Origin of the sequence: Bradyrhizobium sp. Ec3.3, from assembly GCF_000472925.1 — a bacterium.
Taxonomy (GTDB): domain Bacteria; phylum Pseudomonadota; class Alphaproteobacteria; order Rhizobiales; family Xanthobacteraceae; genus Bradyrhizobium.
Window position 1 is genome coordinate 1 of the sequence record NZ_AXAS01000064.1, and the last position, 24,580, is coordinate 24,580.

General features: G+C 64.3%; 19 protein-coding genes and 2 tRNA genes. 5 read left to right on the forward strand and 16 right to left on the reverse strand.

The window, feature by feature from the left end; all coding sequences use genetic code 11:
• From YUU_RS53120 to YUU_RS0138315, 7 genes are all read right to left on the reverse strand, one after another.
• Positions 1–164, reverse strand: a 164-nt coding sequence (locus YUU_RS53120; protein ID WP_245288233.1) for a transposase, incomplete at its 3' end; no start/stop codon positions are given.
• Between the two features lie 687 nt (positions 165–851).
• Positions 852–926 (reverse strand) — tRNA-Asn (locus tag YUU_RS0138290).
• 154 nt (positions 927–1,080) lie between these two features.
• Positions 1,081–1,449: a hypothetical protein gene (locus tag YUU_RS0138295; RefSeq protein ID WP_027527048.1), complete on the reverse strand. Its 369-nt coding sequence runs from the start codon at positions 1,447–1,449 to the stop codon at positions 1,081–1,083.
• A gap of 229 nt (positions 1,450–1,678) precedes the next feature.
• Positions 1,679–3,382, reverse strand: a complete 1,704-nt coding sequence (locus YUU_RS0138300; protein ID WP_027527049.1) for a flotillin family protein — start codon at positions 3,380–3,382, stop codon at positions 1,679–1,681.
• An 11-nt stretch (positions 3,383–3,393) separates the two neighbouring features.
• Complete coding sequence (locus YUU_RS0138305; RefSeq protein WP_027527050.1) at positions 3,394–4,065, reverse strand: OB-fold-containig protein; 672 nt, start codon at positions 4,063–4,065, stop codon at positions 3,394–3,396.
• Positions 4,066–4,075: 10 nt separating this feature from the next.
• A complete protein-coding gene (locus YUU_RS0138310; protein WP_027527051.1) occupies positions 4,076–5,239 on the reverse strand; it encodes a PspA/IM30 family protein in 1,164 nt (387 codons plus the stop codon).
• A 290-nt stretch (positions 5,240–5,529) separates the two neighbouring features.
• Entirely contained in the window at positions 5,530–5,790 is a 261-nt protein-coding gene (locus YUU_RS0138315) for a hypothetical protein (protein ID WP_027527052.1), read from the reverse strand.
• Between the two features lie 263 nt (positions 5,791–6,053).
• Here YUU_RS0138315 and YUU_RS0138320 point away from each other — a divergent pair, with 263 nt between their 5' ends.
• Complete coding sequence (locus YUU_RS0138320) at positions 6,054–6,233, forward strand: hypothetical protein (protein WP_027527053.1); 180 nt, start codon at positions 6,054–6,056, stop codon at positions 6,231–6,233.
• A gap of 404 nt (positions 6,234–6,637) precedes the next feature.
• On the opposite strand, the gene YUU_RS0138325 is transcribed toward YUU_RS0138320, so the two are convergent.
• The 8 genes from YUU_RS0138325 to YUU_RS0138365 all read right to left on the reverse strand — a co-directional run bounded on the left by YUU_RS0138325 (position 6,638) and on the right by YUU_RS0138365 (position 18,702).
• Positions 6,638–6,711: transfer RNA gene (locus YUU_RS0138325), tRNA-Cys, on the reverse strand.
• Between the two features lie 360 nt (positions 6,712–7,071).
• A complete protein-coding gene (locus YUU_RS0138335; RefSeq protein WP_027527054.1) occupies positions 7,072–7,839 on the reverse strand; it encodes an ABC transporter ATP-binding protein in 768 nt (255 codons plus the stop codon).
• Between the two features lie 9 nt (positions 7,840–7,848).
• Positions 7,849–8,565 carry an ABC transporter permease gene (locus tag YUU_RS0138340; RefSeq protein ID WP_027527055.1) on the reverse strand — a complete coding sequence of 239 codons (717 nt, stop codon included), beginning with the start codon at positions 8,563–8,565 and terminating at the stop codon, positions 7,849–7,851.
• A gap of 186 nt (positions 8,566–8,751) precedes the next feature.
• Positions 8,752–9,492: a tRNA-uridine aminocarboxypropyltransferase gene (locus YUU_RS0138345; protein ID WP_027527056.1), complete on the reverse strand. Its 741-nt coding sequence runs from the start codon at positions 9,490–9,492 to the stop codon at positions 8,752–8,754.
• 57 nt (positions 9,493–9,549) lie between these two features.
• Positions 9,550–12,651: an efflux RND transporter permease subunit gene (locus tag YUU_RS0138350; RefSeq protein ID WP_027527057.1), complete on the reverse strand. Its 3,102-nt coding sequence runs from the start codon at positions 12,649–12,651 to the stop codon at positions 9,550–9,552.
• Complete coding sequence (locus YUU_RS0138355) at positions 12,651–15,797, reverse strand: efflux RND transporter permease subunit (protein WP_027527058.1); 3,147 nt, start codon at positions 15,795–15,797, stop codon at positions 12,651–12,653. The genes YUU_RS0138350 and YUU_RS0138355 overlap by 1 nt, the downstream gene beginning before the upstream one ends.
• Before the next feature lie 27 nt (positions 15,798–15,824).
• Complete coding sequence (locus tag YUU_RS0138360; RefSeq protein WP_027527059.1) at positions 15,825–17,240, reverse strand: efflux RND transporter periplasmic adaptor subunit; 1,416 nt, start codon at positions 17,238–17,240, stop codon at positions 15,825–15,827.
• Positions 17,230–18,702: an efflux transporter outer membrane subunit gene (locus YUU_RS0138365; RefSeq protein WP_156944751.1), complete on the reverse strand. Its 1,473-nt coding sequence runs from the start codon at positions 18,700–18,702 to the stop codon at positions 17,230–17,232. Before YUU_RS0138365 ends, YUU_RS0138360 begins: the two co-directional genes overlap by 11 nt.
• 420 nt (positions 18,703–19,122) lie before the next feature.
• Between YUU_RS0138365 and YUU_RS0138370 the strand changes: the two genes are divergently transcribed.
• The 4 genes from YUU_RS0138370 (at position 19,123) to YUU_RS0138385 (ending at position 23,727) form a co-directional block, all read left to right on the forward strand.
• Positions 19,123–20,433, forward strand: a complete 1,311-nt coding sequence (locus YUU_RS0138370; RefSeq protein ID WP_027527061.1) for an NAD(P)/FAD-dependent oxidoreductase — start codon at positions 19,123–19,125, stop codon at positions 20,431–20,433.
• A 4-nt stretch (positions 20,434–20,437) separates the two neighbouring features.
• Positions 20,438–21,289 carry a DUF1365 domain-containing protein gene (locus YUU_RS53125; RefSeq protein ID WP_084801748.1) on the forward strand — a complete coding sequence of 284 codons (852 nt, stop codon included), beginning with the start codon at positions 20,438–20,440 and terminating at the stop codon, positions 21,287–21,289.
• A gap of 89 nt (positions 21,290–21,378) precedes the next feature.
• Positions 21,379–22,608 carry a cyclopropane-fatty-acyl-phospholipid synthase family protein gene (locus YUU_RS0138380; protein ID WP_027527062.1) on the forward strand — a complete coding sequence of 410 codons (1,230 nt, stop codon included), beginning with the start codon at positions 21,379–21,381 and terminating at the stop codon, positions 22,606–22,608.
• Between the two features lie 84 nt (positions 22,609–22,692).
• Positions 22,693–23,727 (forward strand): cysteine synthase A, encoded by a 1,035-nt coding sequence (locus YUU_RS0138385; RefSeq protein ID WP_027527063.1) that lies wholly within the window; start codon positions 22,693–22,695, stop codon positions 23,725–23,727.
• 105 nt (positions 23,728–23,832) lie between these two features.
• Here the strand turns inward: YUU_RS0138385 and YUU_RS0138390 are convergent, their stop codons facing one another.
• Positions 23,833–24,573, reverse strand: a complete 741-nt coding sequence (locus YUU_RS0138390; protein WP_027527064.1) for an amino acid ABC transporter ATP-binding protein — start codon at positions 24,571–24,573, stop codon at positions 23,833–23,835.
• Positions 24,574–24,580: the final 7 nt, after the last annotated feature.

The following is a 24,580-nucleotide window of genomic DNA, read 5'->3' on the forward strand; positions in this document are numbered from 1 at the left end:
AGATCACGCCAGGGAGAGCCCGTACGAACGATCCAAAGTACCCCTTCCACGAACATCCGGTTGTCGCGTCCGGTCGAACCTTTCTGGTCAGGTCGACCTATGATGAGCGGTGCCATGCGCTCCCAGGCCGCGTCGCTCAGCACCAAACGATCCATCACACCCAAGGCCGGCTCCCAAAAAGAAGCCTTGAATCTGATTTGCTCTCAAAAGGGAATCCTTAGAGTCCACACCACCTAGGGCATCCCTAATTCACCTCGAGGAATGTAGCTCAACGGGCAGACAGCGCTATTGACCGACCATAGGATGGCCGGCGGGTGACACGGATCGTTGCCCATCGCAAAATGTCCCCTTTGCCCGCCCTCGCCCGGGGGCGGGCTCTTTCTTTTGATGGAGATCTGTCCGCCGGTTCGCTGGCGGGCTTTTCCTTATCGAGGCGCGGGCAATATGCGCCGACGCCTTCGGCGCCGAGTCCGTTCCCGAACCTTCACCAACGCCCGCACCGCGACTCGGAGTTTCGATCTGCCTGCCATTGAGAGTCCCCGTCTCTTTGCCAGCCCCTCCTAGCTTCATCAGCGTTTGGATTCGGGCCAGTGCATGGCGGCCACACCGGCGGGCTTTTTCTTGCACCTCCGTGAACTACATCACAGGCGCAACCAGGGACCGTTCTGTATTATCCCCTCCTGTGGGTGTTCGAAATCGCCGTACGATCCTCAGCCTGCGGCGCGTTTCGCTCCCTAACCTTGAGCCCGCCCTAGTCGGCGGGCTTTTTCATGTGGCCCCACATGTGGCCCAGATTGAAAAAGCGCCGTTTTCGGCGCCCTGGAACTTCCAGCTAAGTACTTGATTTTATTTGGCTCCCCGGGCTGGATTCGAACCAGCGACCATCCGATTAACAGTCGGATGCTCTACCGCTGAGCTACCGAGGAAAAGGGCGAACCGACGTTCGCGCGCGGCTGCGTATAACAAAGCCTCCGGCGCTTGCAAAGGACGAATTCGTCATATCCTCGCCATCACGAGGGAGGGCGCGCGTCCCCTCCCCGCCGGTCCTGCTGTGGGCGCGAACGCGCCGTGATCCGACGCTCACTCCGCAATGAAGGAGGTCGTCTTGGTACCGGGGTCGTAGCGCAGCCTCAGGACGTTGAACTTGCAGAGGTTGACGTTCTTCCACAGCACGGATTCGTTGTAGTTCTGCCAGTCGACGCGGATGTTCCAGACGCATCCTTCATCGTCGTCGTCGAACTCGACATAAGTGCTCGCCTGGTTCTGCAAGGTCTTGTCGAGCTCGTTGTCCCATTCGTCCAGACCATCGTCCGGCGAATTGAAGCCGAGAAACTTGATGGCGTAGCCGGTCTCGTTGACGACGGAGACGTTGCGGGAATCCGCGGCCTGCGACGGCGCGGCTGCGACCGAGAGACCGAGTGCAATGAGTGCAGACAGAAAATATTTCATGAGAGCCCCAATGAAAAAGAACATCCGCCGCCTGCCCATCCTGGGCGCAGGTGCCGGGGCAACAAATGGCGTTGCCTTGCAAAACTCGTCCGGAGAGCGATCGAAAGGTTCAACACACGATCGACCTGCACTCCGGAACGGTACGCCACGCGAGAAGCGCACGGCCTGTTCTTATCGACTAGGGCTCACGCCAGCAATGAATGGGCATTCATAGCCGACGCATCACAGCCTACTCTGCTGCGTCGGTTGTCTGAGGCGCGGGCACGCTTGCCGCAACCTCGACCGCAGCACCATTGCTCTTGCCGGCGACCGCGCCGACCAGCGCCTTCACGGGATCCTCACCCGGCGCAAATCCGCTCTGGCGCAGGATCTCGTCGATCATCGGCCGCAGCGCATGCACCTTCAACAGCTCGCCGGCGAGACCTTCGCCGAAGCCGGCATTGCTGCCGTTCGCACCACTGCCGCCGAACGCGCCACCAGTGTGCAGGATGCGAACGTCCTTGATGTTGGCGATCGGCTTCACCATCTCGGCGAGCGCCGAGGGCATCATCTCGATCCGCTTCTTGGCGATCTCGAAATCGATCACGTTGCTGCCGAGCTTGTTCTGCGCCTCGTTCTTCATGGTGATGACGGCCGCCTCGGCTTCACCGATGTTCTTGACGCCGACTGCCTTGATCTTGTTGGCCTCGGCTTCCGCGCTCGCGAGCGTCTTGGTGGCCTCGGCGCGGTCGAGCGCCGCCTTCTTCTCGGCTTCGGCCGCAACGATCAGCTCGGTCGATTTGCGTTCGGCCTCGGTGCGTGCGGCGAGCACCTGGGTCAGGCGGGCGCGGTCGGCAACCTCGACCGCGCGTGCGGTCACGACCTTTTCCTCCGCGGACACGGCCACGGCTTCCGCAGTCTTGGCTTCGGCGACGGCTTCGGAGGTCTGCTTGCTCTTGGCGGCGATCTGGATCTCGTTCTCCTGCGTCGCGATCTGGATTTCGCGCTGCGCGTCGGTCTTGCGCTTGTTGATCGCGAGATCGGATTCGATCACCGCCGTTTCCTTGATCTGCTTGGCGCCGGCCTCCTTCTCGGCGACCGCGCGGTCGGTGTCGATGCGGGCGTTCTCTTCCGTGAGGCGCGCGGTCTGTGTCGCGGTGGCGACTTCCGCGCGGGTGCTCGCGGTCTTGTTGGCGATGTCGCGCTCCTGTGAGAGCTCGGCCTCCTTCTTGGTGCGCTCGATCCCAAGGGTCTGCTGCCGCGCCTCGAGGTCCTTTTGTGCGATCGCCACCTCGTTGTCGCGGACGATGGCGTTGCGGTCGCGCCGGCGGGTCTCGGTGATGGTCTTGAGCTGGGTGAGACCCTCCGCGTCGAAGAAGTTTTCCGGGTTGAAGAACTTGACGTCGGTCTGGTCGAGCTTTGTCAACGACACCGACTCCAGCTCAAGACCGTTGGACTTGACGTCGGATTCCACGGTCGCCTGCACGTGCTTGACGAAATCGCTGCGCTTCTCCTGCAGTTCCAGGATGGTCATGGTGGCTGCCACCGAACGCAGGCCGTCGACGAATTTGGCTTCGACCTGGTTGCGCAGCGCTTCGGCGTCATTGGTCAGCGCGCCCAGCGTCTGGCTCGCCAGCGCAATGCTCTCATCGTCGGGGCGGACGCGGACATAGAACTCGGCGACGATGTCGACGCGCAGGCGATCCTTGGTGATCAGGGATTCCCGCTCCTTGCGCTCGACCGTGAGCCGCAGCGTCTTCAGGTTGACGCTAGCATAGGAGTGGAAGATCGGCAGGATCATGGCGCCACCGTCGAGCACGACCTTCTTGCCACCGAGGCCGGTGCGGACGAACGCTTCGTCGCGCGTGGCGCGCTTGTAGAGGGTGGTGAAGACGATGCCCAGGACGAGGATCAGCGCAACGCCGATCATGGCCGGGACTGCGATGTCAAACATAGATTTCTCCGCTAATTACTTTGCTGATTGCTTAGAGTGGATTTGGATGGTTTGAGTTCATCGTCGGCTTTCACCGCCAAAAAGCGGGTGCCGACGCGATCGACCAGCAGGACGAGGCTTCCCTGCGCCAGCGGCTCGGACGAAGGCGCCGCGACCGCCCAGACGAAATGCCGGTTGCCATGGACGTCGGCGACGCTGACGCGGCCGGGCGGCCCCTGGTCCAGGGGCCCGATGACGACCTCGCCGACACGACCGACGAGATCTCCGAGGCCGACGGCATAGCTTTCGTCCTTTGGAATGATCCTGGCGATGAAGCCGCTGGAGATGCGCACCAGCGGAATTGACGCGACCACCGCGCCGAGCGAGGCGACGCTCGCCGGCAAGGGGCCGGCAACCATCCGCGCAATATCCTGGATCAGGAAGCCGGTGATCGAAAAGGCGCCGAGGAACAGCAGGAGGAAGATCAACAGTGGCACGCCACCGAGATTGATCCAGGAGATGGCGTTGATCACACCATTGTCGCTGTGGTGGCCGAAATCGATGTTGGTGCCTAGGATCTCGCTCAGGGAAGCCCCGACCATCATCGAGACCACCTCGACCGATCCGACGATGACGATCATGGCCGCCGCGATTGCGAACGGCCTGACCTCCGGCGCCATTACATGTTCGAGCAATGTGCTCATGGGAGCGAACTCAGGAGCGCGTCTTCAACCGCGCAAGCCTTGTCGCAATCTCCTTGTCGCGATGCAACGCGCTGAGCTCGTCGATGTCGCTCGAAAACGGAATGCCCGCCGGCACGCCGGTGGCCCGCGCCACCGCCTTGCCCGCACGCAGCGCCTTTGCTGCGGCCGAGTTGCCGGTCTGTTTCTTCGACGTTTCGGTCGAATGCGTGCCGGCGGCCGCCTCGCTTTTTTCGAGGTCGGCGCGCCGCTGCTCGGCATCCTGGAGTGCCGAGAGCACCGCGCGCAGCGAGGTGACGCATTGCTCGATCTTCTCGTTGTTCTCGTCGATCGCGCGCGACAGCACCTCGAACTGCGCTTCGAGGTCCATCTGCCGCGCGATGCCGGCGCGGGCGAGGTCGTCACGGCTGTCGTCGATCGCGCCCTGGATCTTCTCGGCAAGATCGGTCATCGCGCGCTCGATCTCGCTGCGCCGGGCGTTCAGCCGATATTCCTCGGCGCGCGCGGCCGCGAGCGCCTCGCGCGCTTCGTTCTCCGCGTTCTCGATCTCGCGGATGGCCTGGCCCACGACCTTCAGCTTGTTCTTGCCTTCGGCCTGCTCGATCGCGTCATAGGCGATGCCCGCGATCAGGCGCCCGACCCGGGACAGGAAGTTCTCGGGGGCGGCAGCGATGGTATCCATGGCGTTCTCCTCCTCTGGCAGATTGTTCGGCGTGACGCCGTAGTGAATTTCGAAACCGTCGTCGGTCCGGATCAGATGGGCGGGCACGCTTTGTCCCCAGCCCTCGGCGTAGCCGACGTAATCGAACGGCACGCTGAAGCGCCCCTGCACGGTGGCGATGGAGATCGTGGTCGGGCCCTTGAGCTTGGCGAGCTTGTCGTCGAGCGGCAGCCGCCGGCCGCTTGCCGCGCGATAGTCGGCGCGGTCGCGCAGGCCCAGCGTTACCAGGCGTGACGGCAGCCCGGTCTGTTTTCGGATCGCGTCGTAGGCGTGGGCATGCAGCAGCACGACGTTGGAGCCCACATTATGCGTGCGGGCAACCTCCTCCAGGATCTCCATCATGCGGTCATAGGCCTCGAAGGTCGCCTCCAGCGCGGCTTTGACGGCCGGCTCAGGGGCGAGCCTGTAACGCAGCGCGGATGGCGCTTGTCGGGGCGATGGGCTCACGGAAAGCACTAAAGCACCATTTTGGTGCTTTACAAGGGGGATCGACGATCACGTTCCACTGATCCTTATGCACTGTATTGGTTAGTCGCCGCTGATACCGGCGGCGTTCAAGGCGGCCGGTCACTGATAGATCACCGCCGATCAAGACTTCTTGCACGCGGTGGTTGCAATTTTCATCGAAATGGGAACGGCCGGCAGCGGCCACGCACAGCTTGTCCGCAGCATATCCACAGGGCAACGGCGTCGATTTCGACTGTACATGCGCCAACTTGCTGCGCACGAACCCACAGGTGGCCGGCTCAGCCGCCCGCCTGCTCGAACACGGCGCGGCAGGCCTCGCTCAGGCTCGTCTTGTTGCGCCTCAGGCACGCGGTGATGGCGCGGACGTTGGGGATCTCGCCGGCGCAGAGGCGATAGACGTCGGGGGTGCAGGCCCGGCGCTGCTCGGGCGTGCCTTGCGCATGAGCGGCGGAAGCAAACAGCGTCAGGAACAATCCGAGAGTCGAGGCCCGGCGGGCCCGGCTCTTCACGCCTGCGAACTTCAGGAACCTCGCCTTCATGACTGACGTCTCCCGTCGGCTTCGCCCCCCGGCCCACCTCGGCCGGCGTCACGTCAGACTTACGGGAAAGAAACTTCTGGGAATGTGATCTCTTTCACACTGTCCGGGCGGTGGAACCGCCTAGCTTCCGCGCGGGTTTCTTAGGGAAACGCTAACCAATCGAGCGCCGATCGCCGGATCGATAAAATTCGATCGATCCGCTCAATTGGGAAAAAAGCCGGTTTTGCGAATTTGCGCCGTCGGGACTGAGTCCGGAGGATGCGATGAGCGAAGCCGAGTTCAACTTGCTGCTGGATGCCGTGCGGGCCGCCATCGAGCCCGTGCCGGAGGAGGAATTCGTGCCCCGCTCGTGGAATTTTGACGCGCCGCTCAAAGCCGCCAACGATAACGAGGGCGCCTGGCCGCTGCTGCCGTTTCCGGATGGCTGGTACGCCGCCGGCTGATCGCGACGTCCCGCGCTCCTCTCTCCGCTAGCTCCGCGTCCGGCGGAGTCAACCAATCAGCTTTGGGTGCCCGACTGGTCGTCCGACTCACGCGGATCCCTGACGGGACCAGTGGACGGAAAGATGCTCTCATAGATCGCGCGGGCTTCCCGTATCAGTCGGGCCCGCTCGATCTCGGACTTCGGAATAAATCGGACGATCTCGCCCACGTGCGCTCCAGGATTCTCGGTTCAAGGATTCATCATCCAGATCTAGGTGATGCGATCTTCATGCCAAGGCACCTGAATCGCGCTTAACCGCCAACCCCGGACAAATCCGGGTGAGTTCCGGGCGCGTCCCAGCATCCGGCGGAAAAAAGCCCCCGCGCGCCGGCGTAATTGTGCTGGGAAATCAGGAGTTTGTGATGGAGGCCACGACCAGAATTGAACTGGTGTAAACGGTTTTGCAGACCGCTGCGTAACCACTCCGCCACGTGGCCCCGTAAGGCCGGACTGATATAGGGGATCAAAGACTTAGGCAACCGCCTTCGTCCGACTTCCGATCAGTTGTGGAAGGTCGTCCAAATTGCGGCGGGGCGGCCGCTACCCAAACATCTGAGCGAGCTTGATGCTTGCACAGATGATCATCCCCCACAGCGCAAAATTAATCTCGAGCGCGGCGAGCATGAGCGCTTTTCCCTGTGGCACCACTTTAGCCCGTGGTGCTCGATTTCTACGATCGCTCAGCCTTGCGATGGGCTCCAGCACATAATTTCGATTTTTTTTGCCGCGCCCGCCTTGGTCAGGTCACAAACGCGAACCAGCCGAGGCATCCGACTCAGAGGGCCAACAGCCGGGAGTCAGCCCCTGCCCTCGCCGGCGCCAGCCAGGTATTGGCCGAGGATCTCTTCGGTCGAACCTGCGGCAACGATACGTCCCTCGCGCAACAGGATCGCGCGGTTGCAAGTGTTCTTGATGAGATCGATGTCGTGCGAGGCGAGCACGAGGATACCGGCGCGCGCCACGATCGCGTCGAGCCGCTGGCGCGCTTTCCTGCGGAACTGCTGGTCGCCGACGCCGATCCACTCATCGAGCAGCACGATCTCGCCTTCGATCGCAGTTGCGACCGCGAAGATCAGGCGCAGCATCATGCCGCTGGAATAGGTACGCAGCGGCAGGTCGAGCCGGTCGCCGAGCTCGGTGAACTCAGCGATCTCCGCACGCCGCGCTTCGATCTCGGTACGCCGCGCTCCGATCACCAGCCCGCGCCGCAGAATGTTCTCGTAGCCGGTCGCCTCTTCGTCGAAACCGGCGGCGAGATCGAACAGCGACAGGCAGCGGCCGCAGACATCGACCGTGCCTGCGGTCGGATGGTAGATGCCGGCCAGCACCCTGAGCAGCGTGGTCTTGCCGGCGCCATTGGCGCCGATGATGCCGAGCCGGTCGCCGGCGTGGATATCGAGATCGACCCCGTTCAGCGCGGAGACAAGGTGCGGGCGCGGCGCATTGCCGGCATTGCGCAACGTCACCGCGCGCACGAACCGGCTGCGCAGCGAGCGGTCGCGAAACGACAGCACGGGAAACGCGACCGAGACATTGCGCAGCACGATGTAGGCAGCGGAGCTCATGGCGCGCACCTAGAGCCAGTACGCCACGCGATGGCGGTATCTCGCGTAGCAGCCAAGGCCGATCAGTGCCATGCCGATCGCGTAGAGCGATCCGAGCAGCCATTGCTCCGGATCGGCCGGCTGTGACAAGAGCGGCTTGCGCACGAGATCGAGCAACGTTGCGAACGGATTGACCCGCGTCAGCCAGTGGAAGGCGGTGCCGCGCACCGCGTCCTCGGTCCAGATGATTGGCGTAAGGAAGAAGATGAATTGCAGGCCGCTGACGATCGCCGATCCGATGTCGCGAAAGCGCGCGCACAGCAGCCCGAGCGCAGTCGCGCCGCCGACCAGCGTGACCAGCAGGATAGCAAAGCCGGGAACGGCGAGCACCAAGGTCCAGTGCAGCGGCCAGGGCATCACGACATAGAGCAGACCGACCAGCAGCAGATGGTGCAGGAAGATGACGACGTTGCGCGCCGTCATCTGCAGCACGTGCACGATCAGCGGCGCCGGCACGGCCTTGATCAGATGGCCGGACGCCACGAAGACGTTGGAACCTTCCTGGAGCGTTGCGGCGATCAGGATCCAGACGATCAGGCCGACGGCGAAGGACGGCAGGAAGACCGCGACGTCCTGCTTGAACAGCGTCGCATAGACCGTGCCGACGCTGGCGATGGTTGCAGCGAGCGTCAGCGTGATCCAGAGCGGGCCGATCACCGTGCGGCGATACCGCAAGGAGATGTCCATCAGGGCAAGCGTGCCCCAGCGATCGAATTGCGCGCCTTGCCGGACGATTTCTCTGGCCGCAGCCTGAATGCGACTTCCCATCCCGCTCCTGGCTTTCCAACGCTAGGCCCGATCACGGGATGGCAATATCTGCCCCCGAGTCTCTATCTTCCCGCTCCGCAGCGGGCAAGCCCTTGGCGCAGGCGGTCAGCCGCGGCGGCTGCGGCGAAAATCGCGCCGGCGGCCTCGGCCTGCCGGTTTTGGCGCAAGTTCCGGCATCTCCGCCAGCACTTTGCGATAGCGTGTTAACATCCGTTCAAAACTCGCATGCAGCGTCTCGGCAATATCCGGACGCTGCTGGAGGCTCGCGAGCATCATGGCCGCAGCCTCGATGGTGGCAAGCCCGTCGCGGCGCGGCTCGCGTCGCAAGCGCCCATAGCGTGAGGGGGCTGCGGGATTGAGGATCACGCGCTGGCACTTCAGCATCCAGGGATTGCGCCACCACAGCGCCTTGGCCTGGCTCCAGGTGCCGTCGAGCAGCACCACGCCCTCGATCCTGTTCAGGATGGCGCGTTGGTTGTCGGCGATATCTCCCTTGCGCGTAAGCGCGATGATCTCGGCGTCGCTATCGAGATCAGTGGCGCGCGCCGATCCGAGATAGAGCACCGCCCAGCGCGCGGGATCCGCCACGGGTTGCCCAAGCGCCTTGGCAAGGCCCGGCCATGACAGCCCGACCCGCACCGTCGCATCGGCAAAATGCCGCGCCGTCAGCCGCGCGGTGCCGAGTGCCCTGTCCTGCTCCTGCGGATGCTGAAGGATCAGCAGCGCGATGCGGCTGTCGAGCGGCGTGACGCTGTCGCAGATGCACAGCGGCATCGGCTTCTGGCAGTGCGGACAATCGGCGACGGGTTCGGGCGCTATGGTGGCGACGTCAGACGGGTTCGACATCCAGCCGCTATACGCTTGGCCCAAGCCTTCAACAACCGTTATTGCCTTCAACAACCGTTATTCCGCCGGCACATGCGCTGCGCCCGGCTCGGAGCGGCGGCGCAGGCGATCGATCAAGAGATAGATCACCGGCGTCGTGTAGAGCGTCAGGATCTGCGATACGAACAGTCCGCCGATGATGGTGATGCCGAGCGGACGCCGCAGTTCCGTGCCGGGTCCGGTCGCAATGACCAGCGGAATGCCGGCGAACAGCGCCGCCATGGTCGTCATCAGGATCGGGCGGAAGCGCGCCTGGCAGGCCTCGAAGATCGCATCCGCCGAGGACAGGCCGCGCTGCCGCTCGGCATCGAGAGCGAAGTCGACCATCATGATGCCGTTCTTCTTGACGATGCCGATCAGGAGGATGATGCCGACGAAGGCAATCACCGTCAGCGGCGTGTTGGTGAGCTGGAGCGCGAGCAGCGCCCCGAGCCCGGCTGATGGCAGGGTCGAGATGATCGTGAGTGGATGGGCAAGGCTCTCGTAGAGCACGCCGAGCACGATATACATCGCCACCAGCGCGCCAAGGATCAGCAGCGGTTGCCGGCCGCTGGTCCGGGCGAAATCGCCGGCGTTGCCGTCAAAGCTGCCGCGAATGCCTTCGGGCATGTGCAGCTCCTCGACCGCGCGCTGGATGTTCTGGGTCGCGACCTGCAACGGCACGTCCGGCAAGGTGTTGAACGAGACGGTCGTCGAAGGGAATCCTTGCGAGTGAAATACGGCGAGCGAGGCGAGCCCGCGCTGGGCGCGGACCACGGCTGACAACGGCACCTGCACGTCATTGGCGCCCGCAACATAGATGCGGTCGAGATTGGTCGGGTCGACCTGGAATTTCGGGTCGGTCTCGAGCACGATCATGTACTGGTTGCGTTGGGTGTAGATGATCGAGATCTGCCGCTGCGCAAACGCGTTGTTCAGCGCATTGTCGATGTCCTGCACGCGGACGCCGAGCCGCGAGGCGTTCTGGCGGTCGATGGAGAGGGTGAGCTGCAATCCGCCCGGATCGCGATCGGCGGAAACGTCGGTGATGCCTTCGACCGTCTCCATTCGCTTGGCGACGATCGGCGCCCACTGCTGCAACAGGTCGAGATCGGTGCTCGACAGCGTATATTGGTAGTTCGAGTCGCTCTGCCGTCCGCCGGTGCGGACGTCTTGTGCCGCGAACATGAACAGGCGGATGCCGGCGACGCGATAGAGATTGCGGCGCAGGCGATCGATGACGATCTCGGTCGAGACATAGTTCCGCTCGGCCGGCGGCTTCAGGCTGATGAACATGGTGCCGCGGTTCGAGGTGGCCGGGCCGGGCCCGCCGCCGCCCAGCACCGAGCCGATGCCGGCGACGGCCGGGTCGGCCATCACGATGTCGGCGAGCTGCTGCTGCAGACCCAGCATCGATTGGAACGAGATATCGGCAGACGCCCGCGTTGCGCCGATGACGAAGCCGGAGTCGTCGGTCGGAAAATAACCCTTGGGGATCTTGATGTAGAGCGTCACCGTCAGCCCGATGGTGGCGAAGAAGACGAGCAAGGTCAGCAGCGGAAATTCGAGCCCCGTGCGCAAGGTTCGGGCATAGAAGGCGACGATGCGCGACAGCGAGCCTTCGATGACGCGGTCGAACAGCGTCGCCGTGCCCGAGGTGGTCTGACGGATGTAATGGGCGCAGATCATCGGCGTGACCGTGAGCGAGACCAGCGTCGAGACCACGATCGCAAAGGTCAGTGTCAGCGAGAATTCGCGGAGCAGCCGGCCGACGATGCCGTCCATGAAGATCAGCGGCGTGAACGCCGCGATCAGCGACAGGCTGATCGACAGCACGGTGAAGCCGATCTGCTTCGCCCCCTCCTGCGCTGCCTGGAACGGCCGCATGCCATGCTCGAGATTGCGGAACATGTTTTCGATCATCACGATGGCGTCGTCGACCACGAAGCCGACAGAGATCGCGAGCGCCATCAGCGAGAGGTTGTCGATCGAGAACCCCGCAAGCCACATCCCGGCGCAGGTGCCCGCGAGCGCCAGCGGCACCGAGATGCCCGCCGCGATCGTCGGTGTGAACCGCCGCAGGAACACGAACACCACCACCATCACCAGGACGGCGGTCGCCAGCAGCGTCCACTGCATGTCCTCGACGCTGGCGCGGATCGTGCCGGTGCGATCGACCAGGGTCGAAATCTCGACCCCTGCCGGAATCCATTGTTTCAGCTCAGGGATCAGCGCCTTGACGCGGTCGACGGTGTCGATGACGTTGGCATCGCCCTGCTTGGTGATCTGAATGATCACCGCCGGTTGCTTGTTGAACCAGGCGATCGAGCGGGCGTTCCGCACGGAATCCTCGATCTCGGCGACGTCGGAGAGCCGAACGTAGTTGCCGTTCGCGCTCTTGATCATGACGTCGCGAAATTCCTTCGCCGTGCGCATCTGCCGGTTCAGCGCCAGCGTCTCGCTCTGGCGCTCGCCGTTGAAGATGCCGACCGGGCCGAGCGGATTGGCGTTGATGATCGCGGTCCGCACGTCGTCGGTTGCGATGCCGGCATTCGACAGCGCGACCGGATTGAGCTGGATGCGCACCGCCGGCTGGTCCGCACCGCTGATCGTCACGTTGCCCACGCCCGGCACCTGCGAGATGCGTTGCGCCAGCACGGTATCGGCGACGTCATAGATCGCACTGGTGGTGAGGGTTTTCGAGGTCAGCGCCAGCACGTAGACCGGGGCACCCGCCGTGTTGGCCTTGCGGAAGCGCGGCAGCGCCGGCAGATCGCTCGGCAGGTCCACCAGCGAGGCGTTGATGGCGGCCTGCACGTCGCGTGCGGCGCGATCGATGTCGCGGCCGATGTTGAATTGCAGCTGAATATTGCTGATGCCGAGCGAACTGGTCGAGGTGATCTGATTGATGCCGGCAATCTCACCCAAGCGCCGCTCCAGCGGCGCGGCGACGGTTGCCGCCATTACCGAAGGATCGGCGCCAGGACGGCTGGCAGAGACGAAGATGGCGGGAAAATCGACGTTCGGCACCGAGGAGACGGGCAGGAACTCGTAGGCCACGACGCCCAGGAGAAACAGCCCGATCGAGAGCAGCGTGGTGGCGACGGGCCTGCGGATGAAGGGCTCCGAGATCGATGCCATCACATGCCCTCGGTTGCGCCCGCAACCGGCGGGCCTCCCGGCTCGGCCGGGGGCAGCGCGCGCTCGAGGCGGCGGTTGATCCGGTCGAGCGCGAGATAGATCACCGGGGTGGTGTAGAGCGTCAGCAACTGGCTGAGCAGAAGGCCGCCGATGATGGAGATGCCGAGCGGAAAGCGCAGCTCCGAGCCGGTGCCGCTTTCGATTGCCAGCGGCAGCGCGCCGAACAGCGCCGCGAGCGTCGTCATCATGATCGGGCGGAAGCGCAACAGGCAGGCCTGCACGATCGCTTCCGTGGGCGCCATCCCCTGCCCGCGCTCGGCTTCCAGCGCGAAGTCGATCATCATGATGGCGTTCTTTTTAACGATGCCCATCAGAAGGATGATGCCGATCAGGCCGATGACGGAGAGGTCCTGGCCGCACAGGACCAGCGCGAGGATCGCGCCGACGCCTGCGGACGGCAGCGTCGACAGGATCGTGATCGGGTGGATGTAGCTCTCATAGAGCACGCCCAGCACGATGTAGATCGTGATGACGGCCGCAAGCAGCAGCCAGGGCTGCCCGGCGAGGGCCTTGGCGAATTCCGCGGCATCGCCAGCGTAGACGCCGACGATGCTGCCGGGCATGCCGATGCGGGTCTCGATCGCTTTCACCGCATCGACCGCTTCGCCGAGAGCTGCCCCCGGCGCCAGGTTGAAGCTGAGCGAGACCGCCGGGAATTGCGCCTGGTGCGAGATCGCCAGCGGTGCCGTGGTCCGTGTGAGCGTCGCCACGGCCGACAGCGGCACTTGGGCGTTAGGCGCGCCTACGGTGCTGCTGGCAGCGCCCGGCAGATAGAGCTTTGACAGGATCGACGGATCGCGCTGGTACATCGGCAGCGCCTCCAGCACCACGCGGTACTGGTTGGCCTGGCCGTAGATGGTGGATATCTGCCGTTGCGCGAAGGCATCGTTCAGGGTGTCGGTGACGGCTTGCAGGTTGACGCCGAGCTGTCCGGCGCGGGTCCGGTCGACGTCGAGCTGGGCACGCAAGCCGCCTTCCTGTGCCTCCGATGATACGTCGCGGAACAGCGGATCTCGCCGCATCTCGGCGACCAGCTTGCGCGACCATTCCGAGACGGAGGCCGCGTCGGTGCCGGTGAGCGTGTACTGATATTGCGAGCGGCTCGACTGGGTCGAGATCTGCACGTCCTGGACCGGCTGGAAGTACACGGTCATACCGGGGATCGCGGCGACCCGGTTCTTCAGCCTGTCGACGACCACGCTGACGTCGTCGCGCCGCTCGCCACGCGGCTTGAGCGTCATGACGAGGCGCCCGACATTGGTGGTCGGGTTGACGGAGCCAGCCCCGATCACCGAGACGACGCCGACCACGTCGGGATCGGCCTTGATGGCATCGGCGGCCTCGGTCTGTCGCTTCTGCATCTCGGCGAACGAGACGTCGGGGCCAGCCTCCGTCACTGCCGTGATCGAGGCCGTATCCTGGAGCGGCAGAAAGCCTTTGGGCGCGACAACGTAGAGAGCCAGGGTCGCGATCAGCGTGGCGAAGGTCACGACCAGCGTCGCGCGCTGATGATCCAGCACCCATAACAGGCTGCGGTGATAGAAGCCGACGGTCCAGTCGATGAAGCGGCTGACCGCGGCGAGCCCTGGGACCGCCAATTCCTCATGGGCGTGCTTGAGGAGGCGCGAGCACATCATCGGCGTCAGGGTGAGCGAGACCACCGCCGAGGTCACCACGGCGATCGTCAGCGTCAGCGCAAATTCGCGGAACATCCGGCCCACGAGACCCGACATGAACAGAAGCGGGATGAAGACGGCGATCAGCGACACCGTCAGCGAGATCACGGTGAAGCCGATTTCGCTGGCGCCCCTGAGCGAAGCCTGCATCGCGCTCTCGCCATTCTCCATATGGCGGACGATGTTCTCGATCATCACGATGGCATCGTCGACCACGAAGCCTGTGCCGATGGTCAGCGCCATCAGCGACAGGTTGTCGAGGCTGAAGCCGGCGAAATACATGATGCCGAAGCTCGTGATCAGCGACAGCGGCAGCGCGACGCCCGCGATCACGGTTGCGCGCAACGAGCGCAGGAACAAGAGTACGACCAGCGTCACCAGCACCACGGCGAGGATCAGCGTGAACTGCACGTCATGGACGGAGGCCCGGATGGTCACGGTCCGGTCCGAGACCACGGTCAGCTTCACGCCCGCCGGGATCGCGCGCTGGACTTTCGGGATCTCCGCCCGGATCTGGCTGACCACGTCGATCACGTTGGCGCCGGGCTGGCGCTGGATGTCGATGATCACCGCTGGCGTGCCCTGGTACCAACCACCGGTCCGGTCATTTTCCAGGCCGTCGACGATCTGCGCTATATCGCCGATGGTGACGGGCGAACCGTTGCGGTAGGCCACGATGATCGGCCGATAGGCATCGGCCGCGGCGATCTGGTCGTTGGCTGCGATCAGGTAGGACTGCTGCGCGCCGTCGAGTGAACCCTTCGGGCCCGAGACGTTGGCATTGGAGATCGCGCTGCGCAGATCCTCCATGGCGATGCCATAGGCAGCCAGCCGTGCCAAGTCGGCCTGGATGCGCACCGCCGGTTTCAGCCCGCCCAGCACCGAGACACGGCCGACGCCCGAAATCTGGCTCAGCCGCTGTGCGAGTATCGTGTCGGCAATGTCGCTCATCGCCCGCAGCGAGATCGTGTCGGAGCGCAGCGCAAGGGTCATGACCGGCGCATCCGCGGGGTTCACCTTGGCGTAGGTCGGCGGGTAAGGCAGCGTCCTCGGCAGCACGCCGGCGGCGGCGTTGATCGCGGCCTGCACGTCCTGCGTCGCGCCGTCAATGTCGCGGTTGAGATCGAATTGCAGCGAGATCTGGCTGACGCCGAACGAACTCGTCGAGTTCATCGCGGACAGCGACGGGATCTGCCCAAGCTGCCGCTCCAGCGGCGCGGTAATGAGCGAGGCGATGACGTCGGGGCTCGCGCCCGGCAGCTGCGTCGTCACCTGCACGGTCGGGAAGTCGACCTGCGGCAGCGCCGAGACCGGAAGCGAAAAATAGCCGAGCGCGCCGCCGATCAGCAGCGCGATGCCGAGCAGCGAGGTCGCGATCGGCCGGCGAATGAAGGGTTCGGAGACGCCCATGACACGATCAGTCGGTCGAGGTCGGGGTCATGGCTGCTTCGCTCCACTGCCCGATGAATCTGCCCCCTGTGCCGGTCCAGTCTGGCCTTTCTGGTCGCCCTCGCCGCTTTGCCGCTTGACACGGCGCTCGCCGTCCTTGCCTTGACCGTCCTTGGCCTGCCCATCCTTGGCGCCATCCTTGGCTTGACCGCCTTTCTGAGCATCCGGCGCGCGGGTGCGCTTGCGCGGCGCAAGATCGGCCGACGGCGTCTGGTCGTCGCGGCCGACGATCACCTTGGAGCCGTCGGAGAGATTGGCAAAGCCCGTGGTGACGACGCGATCCGTCGGCGACAGGCCGCTTGCGATCACGGCGTCGTGCTCGTTCTGCTGCGTCACCGTCACGGGTTTTGCCGAGACGATATCGCCCTCGCCGATGACATAGCTGAAGGTTCCGATCGGCCCGCGCTGCACGGCCGATGTCGGCACCACCAGCGCTTTCGGCAGCGTCTCGACCTTGAGGCGGACATTGACGAACTGGCCCGGCCAGAGCTGGTAGCTGGCGTTGGGGAATTCCGCCTTGAGCTTCAGCGTGCCGGTCGTCGGATCGACCTGGTTGTCGATGCCGGTCAGCTTTCCGGTGTCGATCACCGTGATGCCGTCATTGCCGAACACGTCGACCGGCAGCGCGCCTTTCGACGCGGCGGCGTTGACGCGCATGATCTGCTGCTGCGGCAGGCTGAACCACACCGCGATGGGCTGCAACTGCGTGATGACGACGAGGCCCGTGATGTCGGAGGCATGGATGATGTTGCCCTGGTCGACCTGGCGAAGACCCGCGCGGCCCGAGAGCGGCGCCACGATCTTGGTGTAGCTCAGCGTCGCCGCCGCGTTGTCGATCGCGGCCTGGTCGGCCTTGACCAGCGCCTCGGTCTGCGCGACCAGCGCGCGCTGGGTGTCGGCCTGCTGCTTGGAGCCGGCGTTGGAGGCCGCAAGCTGCTCGTAGCGTGTGAGGTCGATGCGCTGGTTGGCGAGCTGGGCCTGGTCCTGGGCCTTCTTCGCCACGGCCTGATCATACTGCGCCTGGTAGATCACGGGATCGATTTCCGCGAGCACGTCGCCCTTCTTGACGTCCTGGCCTTCGATGAAATTCACCGCGTTCAACTTGCCGTCGACCTGCGAGCGCACGGTGACGGTGTTGAGCGCGCGGATCGCGCCGACGCCGTCGAGATAGACCGGCACGTCCTGGACGCGCGGGGACGCCGCCAGCACGGGCACGGGCAGATCGGGCCGCGCATTGCGGTCATTGGCCGGCTTCTGGTGCCACGCGATCCAGCCGAGATAGCCGAGCCCGCCGAGGATCGCGAGCGTGATCAGCGTGGAGACAAAGCGGCGGCCGCGCCGGGACGAGCCGCGCTTGTCCGCCTCGTCCTTCGCCCCTTTCTTCGTGTCCGGCTTAAAGAGCATTGACCGGTTTCTCCATTCTCGGCTCCCAGCCGCCGCCCAATGCCTGGTACAGGCTGACGATCGCGAGCAGACGGGCAAGCTGCGCCTGCCACAGCGCATCTTCCGCCTGAAATAGTGTCTGCTGGACGTTCAGCACGGCCACGATGTCGGCCGTTCCAGCGCGCAACTGTTGCTCGGCAAGTTCGAAGGCGCGACGCGACGACGCAAGCACGTCGCGCTGCAATTGCAGCCTGATCGTCGTCTGCTTGATCGAATACAGCGCATTGTCGACGTCGGCAAAGGCCTGGACGATGGTCTTGCGGTAGATCTGGAGCAATTCCTCCTGGCGTGCCTGGGTGAACTCGAAATTGCCGAGGAGCCTGCCGCCGTCGAAGATCGGCTGGGTTGCGCTGCCAACGAGCTGGAAGAAGGCCGCGTGCGGCTGGAAAAGGGATACCAGTGCGGCGCTCTGATAGCCGCCATTCCCCGTCAACTGGATGCTCGGAAAGAATTGCGCCCGTGCATTGCCAATGTTGGCCGTCGCGGAGGCGAGCTGCGCCTCCTGCCGCCGGATATCCGGCCTTTGCGTCAGCAATTCCGACGGCAGGCCCGGCGTCACCCGCGGGATCGCGATCTGGTTCATCGACCCGCCCGCGATGCGCACGCTCTCCCGCGGCCGCGACACCAACACGGCCAACGCGTTGATGTTCTGGTCGAGCGTCTGCCGCAGCGGCGGCACCAGCGCCTTCTGGTTCGCCACCACGCTCTCCTGCTGCGCGACGTCGAGGTCGGTGCCCGTGCCCGCCTTGCGCCGCTCCTTGATGGCATCGAGGATGCGCTGCGCACTGGCGATGTTGCGCTGCGCGGTGCGCAGCCGGTCCTGCGACGCCAGCACTTGGAAATAGGCGTTGGCCACGCTGGCCAGCGTCGTCAGCGCGACGACATCGCGATCGAACCGATTGGCTGTGGCGGTCTCTTCCGCGGCCTGCAGCGCGTCGCGATTCTGGCCCCAGAAGTCGAGCTGGTAGCTGGCGCTGAGCGAGGCCGAATAGTTGACGACCTCGCGGCCACCATTGGTGAGACCGGAGGCTGAGGAGCCGGACGTGCGCGAATAGGTCTCCGACCCCGAGCCGGACAGGCTTGGAAGCAGGGCCGCGCCGGCCTGCCGCGCCTGGGCGTCGGCCTCGAAGATGCGCGAGACGGCGGCGGCGATGTCCAGGTTGACGGTCTGTGCCTCCTCCATCAATTGCGTCAGTTCTGTCGAGCGGAAGCCGCGCCACCAGTCGAGCGGCGGCGGCGCATCGGGCTTGCCGGCGTATTTGTATCGGCTGGGCACGTCGAGCGCCGGATCGGGCAAATCCTGCGTCAGCACGCAGCCGGCGGAGCTCAGTGCCAGCCCAAGCGCCAGCACCCGGCTGGCTGCGCCCGGCAGCCCAACCAGCAGCTCACGTGCGGGACCGTACGATCGCCGGACGGCGACCATCGGGAATCTTCGGGTCACATCCACCCCCTGCCGGGCAGACGCAACTGCCACCGCGCGGCCGGATTAACCGATTCGCGGCAGATCAGTTGGGGCGTGGTCTCCGTTTCGTTCACAGCGTGATGCTTTCCAGGAACCGTTCCGCATATTAGCTGGGCGTGACCGGGGCGGACAGTCCCGCAACCGCGAAGCCCGCCCCACAAACGGGCTTCACGAAGTCGCGAAACACGCTGGTTTTGCCTATCTTTTTAGGACTTTTCCGCATTTGGACCCGCTCCCCGGCAGGCGGAAAGCTTACCAACATTTCATGTGATATTGTCGCCACAGCGGGATCGGGACGGCCACAGAAGGGGTGCCCTCCACTGAAACCTGCGCCGCAGCGCACCGTAGCTCTTCCGACATCAAGCGGCAGGGGCATTGAACATGCGCATCGCGGTGATCGGAACGGGCATTGCCGGCAACGCGGCGGCCTGGACGCTCTCACGACGCTATCCGGTGACGGTGTATGAGCGCGAGCAGCGCCCCGGCGGGCACAGCCACACCGTCACGGTCGATTATGACGGCACGCCGATCGCCGTCGATACCGGCTTCATCGTCTATAACGAACTCAACTATCCCGACCTGACCGCAATGTTCGCCCATCTCGGCGTCGAGACGGTCGAGAGCTGCATGAGCTTTGCCGTCTCCGCTGACGGCGGGCGATTCGAGTGGCGCGGGGGCGGCAACGACTGGTGGTCGACGGGTGCAGGGCTCTTCGCCCAGCCCGGCAATCTGCTCTCGCCGTCCTATCTCCGCATGCTTGCTGACATCGTGAGGTTCAACCGGCAAAGCGTTGCCGACTATCATGCCGGGGGCCTCGCCGGCCTGACGCTCGGCGAATATTTCGCGCAACGCCGTTTCTCGCAGCGGCTCCTCGCCGACTATCTCGCCCCGATGGGGGCCGCCATCTGGTCGACGCCGGCCGACGAGATGCTGGACTTTCCGGCCGAGAATTTCGTCGCCTTCTTCGACAATCACCGCCTGCTGCATCACGACCGCCCGGTCTGGCGCACGGTCAAGGGCGGTTGCCAGCGTTATGTCGAGAAGCTGACGGCAACCTTCAGGGACATCCGGCTCGGCTGCGCCGTCACCGCGATCGAGCGCACCCCGCGCGGCGTCGTCGTCCATGACAGCCACGGCCGGCACGACAATTTCGATCATTTGGTGATCGCCGCCCACAGCGACCAGGCGCTCGCCATGCTGTCCGATGCCGACGCGGACGAGCGCTACCTGCTCGGCGCGATCGGCTTTGCGCCGAACACGGTCTATCTGCATCGCGACATCAGGCTGATGCCCAAGCGGAAGCGCGCCTGGGCGTCCTGGAATTTCCTGCGCTGGCAGCGCGAGGGCAGGATCGCCAATGACGTCGCCGTGACCTACTGGATGAACCGGCTTCAGGGTATCGATCCCGACAAGCCGCTGTTCGTCAGCCTCAACCCGCCGTTCGCGCCGGCGCCGGAGCTCACCTTCGGCAAACATGTCTGCGAGCATCCGCAGTATAGTGCCGCCGCCTTCGCCGCCCAGAAGCGGCTCGGCGAGATCCAGGGACGCCGGCACACCTGGTTCTGCGGCGCCTGGACCGGCTATGGCTTTCACGAGGACGGCCTGCGCTCGGGCCTTCGCGTCGCCGAAGCGCTCGGCGCCGTCGCCCCCTGGCGCGAGGTGCCGGTCGAGCTGGCGCAAGCCGCGGAGTAGCGCGATGGCGACAGAGACCGCCCTGCTCGCGAAGGACGCCGCATCGCTCTATGTCGGCGATGTCATGCATGCGCGGTTGAAGCCGATCGGCCACCGCTTCAGCTATCGCGTCATGAGCCTCCTGATCGATCTCGACCGGCTCGAGAAAGCAGACCGGCAATCGGCCCTATTCGGCGTCAATCGCGCAGGCCTCTACAGTTTCCACGAGGCCGATCACGGCGAGCGCGACGGCTCCTCCTTGCGCACCTACGCCCAGCGCTGCGCCGCGGGGCGCGGTGTCGACCTGACCGGCGGGCGGGTGATGCTGCTCTGCTATCCCCGTCTGCTCGGCTACGGCTTCAATCCGCTGTCGGTATATTTCTGTTATCGCGCAGGCGGCGAGCTCGCGCTGGTCATCTACGAGGTGCGCAACACCTTTGGCGACATCCATCCTTATGTCCTGCCGGTCGTATCAGGCGAGATGAGCGCCGCCGGGCTGCGGCAGCAGCAGGACAAGCAGTTCTACGTTTCCCCCTTCATCGCGATGGAGATGCGCTACCATTTCCGCCTCCATCCGCCGTCTGATACCGTTCGCCTGCGCATCCTCGAAACCGACCGCGACGGCCCACTGCTCGCGGCAACCTTCAGCGGCCGCCGCCGCGCGCTGACATCGCGCACGTTGTTGCGGTCGTTCGTCGCCCTGCCGCTCGTGACCCTCAAGGTGATAGCGGCAATCCATTGGGAAGCCTTGCGGCTCTGGCTCAAGGGGGTGCGGCTGACACCACGACCGAACGTCGCAGGCAGGCTCGACGGTCAGGCTGCCGATCAAACCGGCTTGGCGGCCGCCGAGCCGCGCGTTTATACTATTCATCGCTGACTGCCTGCGGGGGCGCTCTCGGGTCCAGCGAGAACCGGGATGGGCGCGGCTGCCTGAGTGGTCGGACAGTGCCAGTTCAGGTGATGCCGATGTCGAACGCGATTCCGGTCACCCCCGACAATGTCGAGACGGTCCTCGCCGACCTGCCGCGTCTGGTCCGCCTCGCGCTCGCCTTCGGCTCACGTCTGAGGCGCGGCACGCTCGACGTGATCCTGCCCGACGGTCGCATCATCCGGCTCGGCGGCTTTGAGCCGGGCCCAAATGCGGTGATGCGGCTGCACAATTACGATTTTGCCCCGCGCCTGATCAATGGCGGCGATATCGGGATTGCGGAAGCCTATCTCGCCGGCGATTGGGACACGCCCGATCTCACGCAGTTCCTCTATCTCTTCTGCGTCAACCACGACCTGATTCAGGCCATGCTCCGCGACAAGCCGCTGATGCGCCTCGTCCAAGTGCTCCGGCACTGGTTCAACCGCAACACCAGGCGCCAGGCGCGGCGCAACATCCATGCGCATTACGACATCGGCAACGCCTTCTATTCGGCCTGGCTCGATCCGAGCATGACCTATTCCTCGGCGCTGTTCGAGGAGCACACCACGGATCTCACGGCAGCCCAGACCAACAAGTATCGCAGGCTCGCCGAAGCCATCGATCTCAAGCCGGGACAGAAGCTGCTCGAGATCGGCTGCGGCTGGGGTGGCTTTGCCGAATACGCGGCCAAGACTTTTGGCGCGCATGTTGTCGGGTTGACGATCTCAACCGAGCAGCGCGACTTCGCGCAGAGGCGCATCCAGGACGCCGGCCTCGCCGAGAGGGTCGAGATCCGCCTTCAGGACTACCGCGATGAGCGCGACCGGTATGACCGCATTGCCTCGATCGAGATGATCGAGGCCGTCGGCGAGCAGTTTTGGCCGAAATATTTCGCGCAACTGCGTGATCGACTGCTGCCGGGCGGCCTTGCCGGCATCCAGGCCATCACCATCCAGGACGGGCTGTTTCAGACCTATCGCCGCGAGGTCGACTTCATCCAGCGCTACGTATTTCCCGGCGGCATGCTGCCCTCGCCCGCCGTGCTCAAATCGCTGGGCGAGACATTTGGCGTGCCTGTCATCCGGGAGCGCATCTTTGGGCAAGATTATGCCAAGACGCTTGCCACCTGGCGAAATAACTTCCGCAGCGCCTGGCCGAACCTCGTGCCGCTCGGCTTCGACGATCGGTTCCGGCGGCTCTGGGAGTACTATCTCTCCTATTGCGAGGCCGGTTTCCTCTCCGGGAATATCGACGTCCGGCAGGTCGTCTTCGCAAAGCAGCATTAAGACTTTGTACCCTCGCCTTGTGTGGCCGCAGACCCTACTTTAGGGTCTCGATCACCTCACAGAACCAGCCGGTAATTGCCTGACATGACCATCAAAAACGACGTTGTCGAAGCCATCGGCAACACCCCCCTCATCAAGCTCAAGCGTGCGTCCGAACAGACCGGCTGCACCATTCTCGGCAAGGCCGAATTCATGAATCCCGGCCAGTCGGTGAAGGACCGCGCCGGCAAATGGATGATCTTGGAGGCCGAGAAGCGCGGCGAGCTGAAGCCGGGCGGCCTCGTGGTCGAGGCAACCGCCGGCAACACCGGCATCGGCCTTGCGGTCGTGGCGAGCGCGCGCGGCTATCGCACCCTGATCGTGATTCCGGAGACCCAGAGCCAGGAGAAGAAGGATTTCCTGAAGCTGTGCGGCGCCGAGCTCGTCGAGGTGCCGGCGCTGCCTTACGCCAATCCCAACAACTACCAGCATGTCGGGCGCAGGCTCGCTGACGAGCTGCGCAAGAGCGAGCCCAACGGCGTGCTGTTCGCCGACCAGTGGAACAACCTCGACAATGCCAAGGCGCACTACGAATCCACCGGGCCCGAGATCTGGGAGCAGACCGGCGGCAAGGTCGACGGTTTTATCTGCTCGGTCGGCACTGGCGGTACGCTCGCTGGCATCAGCCGCTACCTGAAGGAAAAGAACAAGGACATCGTCACCGCCTGTGCCGATCCGCACGGCTTCGCGATGTACGAACTTTTCAAGAATGGTGAGCTCAAGTCGACGCCGGGCGATTCGATCACCGAAGGCATCGGCCTCGGACGCAAGACACCGGTCGTGGAGACCGCGAACGTGGATGACGCATTCCTGATCTCCGATGAGGAAGCCGTCACTATCATCTATGATCTGCTTCAGCACGAGGGCCTGTGCCTCGGCGGCTCGACGGGCATCAACATCGCCGGTGCCATTCACCTGGCGAAGAAGCTCGGCCCCGGCAAGACCATCGTCACCGTGCTGGCCGATTCCGGCAGCCGCTACCAGTCGAAGCTTTTCAATTCGGACTTCATGCGCGCCAAGAATCTGCCGGTGCCGACCTGGCTGGAGAAGCGCAGCAACATCAAGCCGCCGTTCGTGTGAGGCTCGTAGGGTGGGCAAAGCGAAGCGTGCCCACCGCTTCTGTCGCGATCGTGGAGAGATGGTGGGCACGGCGCTACACGCCTTTGCCCACCCTTCACGGGCAGATCACCGCAGGATTTGGCTCAGGAACAACTGTGAGCGCGCGTGCTGCGGGTGGGCGAAGAATTCCTGCGGCGTGTTGGACTCGATGATCTGACCGGCGTCCATGAACACCACGCGGTTGGCGACCTCCTTCGCAAAGCCCATTTCGTGAGTGACGACCAGCATGGTCATGCCCTCCTTGGCGAGGTCGACCATGGTGTCGAGGACTTCCTTGACCATTTCGGGGTCGAGTGCCGAGGTAGGTTCGTCGAACAGCATCACCTTCGGGTTCATGGTGAGCGCGCGCGCAATCGCGACGCGCTGCTGCTGGCCGCCGGACATCTGGCCCGGAAACTTGTTGGCCTGGTGCGGGATCTTGACCCGCTCCAGGAATTTCATCGCAGTCGCCTCGGCCTCCTTCTTGGGAATGTTGCGCACCCAGATTGGTGCCAGCGTGCAATTGTCGAGCACCGTGAGGTGCGGGAACAGATTGAAGCTCTGGAACACCATGCCGACCTCGCGGCGCACTGCGTCGATGTGTTTCAGGTTCGGCCCGAGCTCGATGCCGTCGACGACGATCTCCCCCTCCTGAAACTCCTCCAGCGCATTGATGCAGCGGATCAGCGTCGACTTGCCTGAGCCCGACGGGCCGCAGATCACGATGCGCTCGCCCTTCTCGACCTCGAGATCGATGTCGCGCAGGACGTGAAAGTCGCCGTACCATTTGTTGAGGCCGGAAATCTTGACGATCGGGCTGGTGGACATGGTGACC